Below are 7,268 nucleotides of genomic sequence, written 5' to 3' on the forward strand. Positions count from 1 at the left end.
CCGCACCGGAAGTAGCAGCATTCCCACACAACATACGAATCAATCCAGCATTGAACAATTGCACCGCGACGTTGCAGCTTTTGCCGAAGAGATGCGTATTCCCGCTCCGAACGCGATCCGCTCTGCTGTGGTGCCGTTCAGCATCGGTGCCGCCCTGGCACTGGCAATCTTGTCGTCGCCATAGTCGTCCGACTGTTCTAGTCTCTTGTCCTTGCGCCGATGGCCGGGGTCGTCTTGTTGTTTCATACGAATCGAGTAGACAAAAAAAAGCCCGCGATGGGGAGTGCGGGCTGGAAAACACAAAAGGAGCTGGATCCACCGTATTCCAATGGATGTGAAAATACTGTGATGGATGGCTGATGACTTGCTCGCAGTCAAATCGCCAGGCGTTGGAAGGTTCGGTGTTGCTGGCCAATCTGGTGCGAGCTTGAGTTTTCGTCGGGTCACTGGGCGCAGCAGTGAACTGCGCCGACCCGCCTGGTGCCTTAGAAGCGATACTTCGCTGAAGCTGTGATACTGCGCGGTGCACCGTACGTCAGGGCACCATAGGCATCGAAGATGTCGAAGTACTTCTCGTCGGTGACGTTGTCAGCATTCACCTGCGCCGAAAGGTTTTCGGTGATCTCGTAGCGAGCCATCAGGTTGACCAGGGCATAGGCATCCTGCTGGATCTTCTCGGAGTTGCCTGCCGGGTTGGTGGCGTAGGTGTAGATCGAGTCCTGCCAGTTGACCCCGCCGCCGATGGTCAGCCTGTTGAAAACACCGGGCAGGCGGTAGGTGGTAAAGGTACGCAGCAGCTTGGTCGGATACAGGGTGTTTACGTCGTTGCCCTTGGCATCTTCGGCGGTGAACTGGGTGTAACCCACTGTTGCATTCCAGTCGGTCGCGAGTTCGCCGGACACTTCCAGCTCGAAGCCCTTGCTGGTTGCGCCTTCACTGGCCTCGTAGGCATAACCGCCGGCGGGGTTCGAAGGATCGATCAGCACGCCGGTGCTTTGGCCCAGGTTATCCTGCTTGATCTGGAAAATCGCAGCGCAGGCGTTCAGGCGGCCACCGAAGTACTCACCCTTCAAACCGATTTCACTGCTCTCGCCAACGATGGGCTCCAATTGCTGGCCACTGCTGTCGCGTACCGACTGCGGCAGGAAGATTTCCGTGTAGCTGGCATAGGCCGAAAGGTTGTCGGTGAGGTCGTAGACGATGCCCGCATAAGGGGTCAGTTCGTGATCGACGTCGATCTTGCTCACCTCTGAGTAGATGTCATCGCTGGTCTTTTCGTACCAGCTCTCACGCGCGCCAAGAATCACTTTCAGGTCGTCGGTCACGTTCAAACGGGTCGCTGCGTAGAGCCCTTTCTGCCGGGTCTCGCTGTAGCCGTAGTCTGTCCGCGGGCCCCAGACCGGTTCCGGGAAATCGCCGTTGTAGGCATCGAAGTTGGCAACACCGTCAAAGCCGGTTTGCGCGTTGAGTGCATCGGCATCGAATTTCTGCTTGCTGTCCACATAACCAAAGGCCGCTTCATGCTCGCGGCCCAGCAGCGAGAACGGGCCATTGAAGCGGATGCCGTAGTCGTCCTGGGTGGTCTTGGTCTTGTAGGTCGCCGGGAACGAAGACATACCGGCACTACCGTTCTGGCCTGGATTGCCAGAGAGGTACAGCAGGGAAGAGTCGCCGGTTCGCTCGCCACGGTTGTAGCTGAGATTGACTTGCCAGTCGTTGGCGAAGGTGTGATCGAGATTGACGAAATAGGTGTCGTAGGTGGTGTCCCACTTGCTCCATTTGGCGGAGGTTGTCTTCGAACGGCTCCAGTTTGTCCGGCTGCCGTCTGCGTACCAGACCGGCAGGCCGCCCCACATCGGCGAATCGGCGTTGTTTTCCTGGTGGCTCAAGCCAAACCACAGCGTGGTGTCGGGCGTCAGGTCGATGTCCATCGTGCCGTAGAGGGTCTGGCGCTTGTTGGCGTTCATGTCGATCCAGGTATCGCCCTCGTTGGTCTCCCCGACCAGCCGCGCACGAATGGTGCCTTCCTCGTTCAACGCCGTGGACACATCGGCCTCGACGCCATAGGTGTCCCATGTGCCGGCGCTCAGTTCTACCGAACCCTTGAGGTCAGTGCTGTAGGCGCGCTTGCGTACCATGTTGAGGGACGCGGAAGGGTCGCCCGCACCGGTCATCAAGCCGTTGGCGCCACGGACCACTTCAACGCGGTCGTACATGGCCAGGCTGCTGAAAATCTCCCCCGAACTCCATGGCTGCTCGAAGATGGTCGGTACACCGTCGATCATCAGCGAGTTGAGCTCAAAACCGCGGGCGTTGAACTGTGCCCGGCTGGTCTCGTAGCGGTTGACCGACACACCCGTGGCATTGTTGACCACGTCGAGGATCGTACGCAGATCCTGGTCCTGAATGCGTTGCTGGGTGACGACACTGACCGACTGCGGGGTTTCGCGCAGCGACATGCTCAATGGTGTGGCCGTGCGCGCTGCATCAGTGGTGTAGGAGTGGGTATCTTCAGTGACGCCGATTCGCTCTTGAGTGGCTGTCTCCGTGATAGCGATGGGCGCCAAGGTCAAAGAGCTTCCAGCCTCGGCCTGATCAGTCTGTTGCGCCGCCTGTAGAGATGGAGCAGCGACAGTGATACCGACTGCAAGCATGTGCACGGCGAGGGCCAGAGGCCGGAGTGCCAGGGGCGAGCGCGGGGTAACGGAGTTTTGTGCACACAGGAGAGCTAGGGCGGACATGCGGACTCACATATGATCTGGTTTTATTGAGAATAACTATCATACGCAAGTATTAACAGGTATGAAATGGGATCTATACGCATTTGAGATTGCATATCAAATGTGATAGCGTCCGGCACATCCCCTGACAAGATCGCTTCCCGCTGATGGCCTCCTGTAAATCTCCAACACTGACCCGGCTGGTAGAGATCCACTATGAGGAGCTCAAGGCCTATATCCAGCGCAGAGCGGGTTCATCGTTCATTGCGTCGGACATCGTTCAAGAGACTTGGCTGCGCGCTGCCAGGCACTCGACAAAGCAGCCGGACAACCCGCTGGCCTACCTCTATCGCACGGCAACCAATCTGTTGCTGGACAAGCAACGACAGGACACGACCCATGGTCGTTACTTCGGCGAAAGCGAGTTGGCGGAGGCGATCGAGTGCCCGTTGTCATCCCCGGACAAGGCTGCCGGTATTCGTCAGGAGCTGGAAATACTGTCCAATGCACTAGACGATCTGCCGGAGAAATACCGCGCAGTGTTTCTGCTCTCCCGTTGCGAGGGATTCACCATGCGTGAGATCGCCATGCAACTGGATATCAAGGAAGGCACCATCGAAAAGCAGATCGCCAAAGGCATGCGACACTGTCGCAGGCGACTGGAGCGCACATTCTCGACGCGCTCAGAATAGACCCGGCGCCACTTGCGCCCGCAACCGCCGCCCGATCACATCAATCGTTGCCCGTGCTATTCGTCCACGCTGACGCCCGATCCCCCTAATTCGCAGGGGACATCCTTCAGCTTGGGCAACCCGTCTTTGATGCGCAGCCTGGCCTCCTGATAGTGGACGTGAACGCCTGGCGAATACGCGAGATCCGGGATGACAGCGGCATACACGTCGATGAGCCCCATCCCTGGGTGTTCGGTGAAGACGTGCCCGCCGCAAGTCTTGCACCATTTGCGATAACTCTGCGGTGTCTTGTTGTAGGTGCCAATGTTGTCCGCTCCCCGAGTCACTTGCACCGCCTCGGGTTTCCACAGCGTGAAGGCATTGACCGGCGCTGCCGACCAATGTCGACACGACTGGCAATGGCAATAGCCCATTGCGGCCGGCTCACCGCTGACGGTGAACTCGACTGCGCCGCAAAAACAACTGCCTTTGTAAGACTTTTGAATGCTCATGGAATGACTCCTTCATCAGTTGTTACCCATACCGCCGAAGTTGGGATGGATCGCCTGAGCGTTGGTTCGCTTCACTCGTCGATGTAGCGCACCGCTGTCGCCGGCGTGCGTCGTACCTGCAGCTCGAAAATGTCAGGGCGCGCATAGTGCCCGGTGACGTCGAGCGCCCGCCGCGCTGGCGCCACGAGTGAGACGTCGATGTCCGCATACAGAATGCCTGCCTCTCGGTGCAGTGGACCGGCTGTGATCCGGCCTTGAGGGTTGACCACCACCGAGTCGCCGTCGTTGATCCACTCTTGCGGATCGGGAAACAGTTGCAGGCGAGCCGGAAAGTCATCGGGAATGTCGCTGCCGCGCAGCGAGGTGCCACTGCCGAGCACCCAGCATCGACCTTCGAGTGCAATGTGACGCATCGTGCTGATCCAGCCTTCGCCGGTGTCGTACGTGGGCGCGACGTAGATTTCCACCCCTTGGGCATACAATGAATAGCGCGCCAGAGGCATGTAGTTTTCCCAGCAGATGAGCGTACCAATGCGGCCGACGGGTGTATCGACCGTACGCAACCCTGACGCATCACCGAAACCATGGACCATGCGCTCGGGGTTCGTTGGCATCAGCTTGCGATGCCGGTTGAGCACTTCGCCGTTGGTACCGATAACGACTACGCTGTTGTAGAGCGTGCCACCTCCATTACGCCGCTCGCATTCATTGATGCCGCATACGATTGTCACGGCGTTGGCGCAGGCGACCTCGCACAAATCGTTCAGGTCACCGTTCGCGATATCGACGGCGTTGGCCAGTAGGCGCGTGTGCAACTGGCCCATGACAGCCCCGTCTTTTCCCGCCGCCAGCCGCCAGATCCACGACGGGTAACCTGGAATGAACGATTCGGGTAAAACAATCAACGAGGCTCCCGCCGCCGCGGCCTCAGCGACCGATTGCACGGCTCGGGCGATCGTCGCGCTGCGATCGAGCAGCACTGGCGGCCGCTGAATGATGGCTATCTTGGTCATGGCGTTCTCCTGAGGCGGTGGCTTTCGGAGGTTTGAGCGTGCACGTGGCGAAGTCGCAAGACTAGTTCAGAATCTGAAGCGTTGTAGTTGCGGAGTACAGGCGATGGATGAAAGCTACGGTCAGTTCTGCACTGTTGCGCGCGGTGCGCAAGCACTGTGCGAGCGCTGGACGCCTTTGGTCGTGCGCGAGCTGCTATGCGGCAGTAAGCGCTTCAACGAACTGCACCGTGGCGTACCACGGATGTCCACCAGCTTGCTGACACAGCGGTTGCGCCACCTGGAAGATATCGGTGTCATACATCGCACGGCCGCAGGCAAAGTCTGGGAGTACAGCCTGACCGAGGCAGGCGAGGAATTGCGCCCCATCATCATGGCGCTAGGGCATTGGGGCGCGCGCTGGATCGGCAGTCGCCTTCGCGATAACGAACTCGACGCGGGCCTGCTCATGTGGGACGTGCGCCGGTTCGCGCGCATCGAGATGTTCCCGTCCCGGTCGGTGGTCATCCACTTCAAGTTCCGCGACGCGCGGTCCGGCGAGCAAGAGTGGTGGCTTGTGGTCGAACATGGTGTGGCAGATTTGTGCCGCGACGACCCCGGACGCGAACTCACGCTCGTCGTGGACTCTAGCGTGCGCGCGCTGACCGAGGTGTGGACCGGCGACCGCACACCAAGGGAGGTTCTTCAGTCGCGAGAGCTGCGTGTAGACGGGGCTGTGCGGGATGCGGAAAACTTGTGGCGCTGGCTTGGCACGAGTGCGTTCGCCGGTACCCGGAGCGCTGCAGTCCAGCCTTTGTAGCCTTCGAGAAAAGTAAGCGTTTGACCGTCCGTATATGGGTGATTGTTGCCTGTCGCGGAGGGCGTGAAGCTGCCAGTGGGGCCGATAGAAATCGGCCAGAAACTGGCATCGAGTGTCTTTAACCCAGGGCTATTCACTTGACCGGTGCTTATATGCAGCGCGATGAAGATCATGCTTCAGTACCAGAGCCTGTTGTTTGGCTCGCAAGCAGCACACAAAGCTGGCTGTTGCTGGTGCAGATGAATGCTGCACTCCGGGCCTTGACATCAGAACACATACCGACCAGGGCAACCCTAAAGATTCAAGTGAATCTAACCGCCCTGCGGTAGGACTCGGGCATCATTGCCTGAGCCTTGGATATACACCTTCATGCCTTTATTCAGTGATGGATTGATCGGCTGGGTAATTGATACCAGCACGCCACTGTTTACCCGCACGATGATCTGTTGCGCCTCTATCGGTTGGTCATATTTTTTCTTCTCTGCGTAATTACCGCCAACCGCACCGGCGAGAGCCCCGGCAACCATGGCGACATCACGTCCGGTGCCATGACCGATCAGGCTGCCGATTCCCAGGCCGCCGAGGCCACCGAGTACAGCGCCGACACCGGAGTCGTGATTGGTCTGCATCTGCGTTAGCGAGATCTGCTCGATCTTCCCTGAGCGAATCTCGATTTCACCGGCGCCGCCATCGGTCGATCCTACGGCGGAACAAGCACTGATCAGCACAGTCACCAACGTAACCGTCAGCCAGGACAAAATAGCTTTCATTGCTGTGCACCTCGTTGTTATTGGTATTTGATGGCAATGCCTTTCAGCTTACGTCCCTGGATCGTTTCAATATCACGGTTCCAAAGTGGGCCTGTCACATAGGCGGCGACCGGCTGAATGTGATCGTAGACGACGACTACCGCGTCTGCGCCAAGTTTGGCGGCTTCTTCACGTAACTTTTGTTCGACCTCAGTAATGGGCGGTGCGGGGTCGACTGTGGCATCGATCAGGATTTCTCCCAGCCGCACATTGGGACGCGTCGGTTCTGTACGTAACACCTGTACTTCACTGGGCAAGGTCGGTGCGGGATGCTCGACTCCGACGTAAGCAGTCGTCTGCGCGTCCACGGATGCACAAGCGCTTAATGCAAGCGCAATGGCGATGAGCGCTGCGAAAAGTAACGGTCTTTGCAATCTTGAAAATTGCAGCGATGAATAGAGATGCATGTCAGCGTTCCTTTGCGTGAGGATTATCGAACCGCCAACGTCTGCCGGCGGTAACTCCAAGGCTCAACTGCGAATGAATGCCCAGAGATCGGCGTTCAGTTTGTCGATCGCCGCCTTGAAGTCCTTGGCGGTAATCTGCTGGCTTTCGTTTTTCAGTTCGGTGCCGAACACCTTGCGCACCACTTTGGCCACGGTCTGGTTGCTCCTGGCGTCGACGAACTCGGCTTCGATGAACAGGGTGGTGTCCTGGTCACGGTGGCCGGTGGCGGCCTGGGTTGCGCCGACGACGGCCGCGATGGGAACCACTTCATACCACTTCATGCCTTCGTTCTCGGCGTTC

The 7,268-nt window shown here is 58.5% G+C and carries 9 protein-coding genes; 2 read left to right on the top strand and 7 right to left on the bottom strand.

The features are described from left to right. Nucleotides 1-39 precede the first annotated feature (39 nt). The gene (locus tag ACM6IT_RS03815) at nt 40-246 is read right to left on the bottom strand and encodes a hypothetical protein (protein ID WP_414917545.1); all 207 of its coding nucleotides are present in this window, start codon (nt 244-246) and stop codon (nt 40-42) included. 239 nt (nt 247-485) lie between these two features. Beyond that, a complete protein-coding gene (locus tag ACM6IT_RS03820; protein ID WP_236709726.1) occupies nt 486-2,567 on the bottom strand; it encodes a TonB-dependent siderophore receptor in 2,082 nt (693 codons plus the stop codon). A gap of 320 nt (nt 2,568-2,887) precedes the next feature. Between ACM6IT_RS03820 and ACM6IT_RS03825 the strand changes: the two genes are divergently transcribed. Beyond that, nucleotides 2,888-3,412, top strand: coding sequence for an RNA polymerase sigma factor (locus tag ACM6IT_RS03825; RefSeq protein WP_056723700.1), 525 nt, complete (start codon nt 2,888-2,890; stop codon nt 3,410-3,412). 56 nt (nt 3,413-3,468) lie between these two features. On the opposite strand, the gene ACM6IT_RS03830 is transcribed toward ACM6IT_RS03825, so the two are convergent. Both ACM6IT_RS03830 and ACM6IT_RS03835 read right to left on the bottom strand, forming a co-directional pair. After that, on the bottom strand, nt 3,469-3,903 hold the full coding sequence (locus ACM6IT_RS03830; RefSeq protein WP_414917546.1) for a GFA family protein: 435 nt from the start codon (nt 3,901-3,903) through the stop codon (nt 3,469-3,471). A gap of 71 nt (nt 3,904-3,974) precedes the next feature. After that, nucleotides 3,975-4,916 carry a carbon-nitrogen hydrolase family protein gene (locus tag ACM6IT_RS03835; RefSeq protein ID WP_056723695.1) on the bottom strand — a complete coding sequence of 314 codons (942 nt, stop codon included), beginning with the start codon at nt 4,914-4,916 and terminating at the stop codon, nt 3,975-3,977. A gap of 103 nt (nt 4,917-5,019) precedes the next feature. On the opposite strand from ACM6IT_RS03835, the gene ACM6IT_RS03840 reads away from it, so the two are divergent. Further along, nucleotides 5,020-5,712, top strand: coding sequence for a winged helix-turn-helix transcriptional regulator (locus ACM6IT_RS03840; protein ID WP_409079400.1), 693 nt, complete (start codon nt 5,020-5,022; stop codon nt 5,710-5,712). 311 nt (nt 5,713-6,023) lie between these two features. Here the strand turns inward: ACM6IT_RS03840 and ACM6IT_RS03845 are convergent, their stop codons facing one another. From ACM6IT_RS03845 to ACM6IT_RS03855, 3 genes are all read right to left on the bottom strand, one after another. Further along, nucleotides 6,024-6,482 (bottom strand): glycine zipper 2TM domain-containing protein, encoded by a 459-nt coding sequence (locus ACM6IT_RS03845; protein WP_056723693.1) that lies wholly within the window; start codon nt 6,480-6,482, stop codon nt 6,024-6,026. Nucleotides 6,483-6,499: 17 nt separating this feature from the next. Then, on the bottom strand, nt 6,500-6,928 hold the full coding sequence (locus ACM6IT_RS03850) for a hypothetical protein (protein WP_056723691.1): 429 nt from the start codon (nt 6,926-6,928) through the stop codon (nt 6,500-6,502). Between the two features lie 63 nt (nt 6,929-6,991). Further along, a partial coding sequence (locus ACM6IT_RS03855; RefSeq protein WP_414917547.1) for a DUF3313 family protein occupies nt 6,992-7,268 on the bottom strand: 277 nt, incomplete at its 5' end.

The organism is Pseudomonas sp. IT-P4 (assembly GCF_949767755.1).
GTDB classification, from domain to species: domain Bacteria; phylum Pseudomonadota; class Gammaproteobacteria; order Pseudomonadales; family Pseudomonadaceae; genus Aquipseudomonas; species Aquipseudomonas monachiensis.

Bases quoted from the DNA above. Each gene is read 5' to 3' on its own strand.
- ACM6IT_RS03840 (WP_409079400.1), top strand. From the start codon at position 5,020: ATGGATGAAAGCTACGGTCAGTTCTGCACTGTTGCGCGCGGTGCGCAA.
- ACM6IT_RS03815 (WP_414917545.1), bottom strand. From the start codon at position 246: ATGAAACAACAAGACGACCCCGGCCATCGGCGCAAGGACAAGAGACTA.
- ACM6IT_RS03835 (WP_056723695.1), bottom strand. From the start codon at position 4,916: ATGACCAAGATAGCCATCATTCAGCGGCCGCCAGTGCTGCTCGATCGC.
- ACM6IT_RS03845 (WP_056723693.1), bottom strand. From the start codon at position 6,482: ATGAAAGCTATTTTGTCCTGGCTGACGGTTACGTTGGTGACTGTGCTG.
- ACM6IT_RS03850 (WP_056723691.1), bottom strand. From the start codon at position 6,928: ATGCATCTCTATTCATCGCTGCAATTTTCAAGATTGCAAAGACCGTTA.
- ACM6IT_RS03825 (WP_056723700.1), top strand. From the start codon at position 2,888: ATGGCCTCCTGTAAATCTCCAACACTGACCCGGCTGGTAGAGATCCAC.
- ACM6IT_RS03830 (WP_414917546.1), bottom strand. From the start codon at position 3,903: ATGAGCATTCAAAAGTCTTACAAAGGCAGTTGTTTTTGCGGCGCAGTC.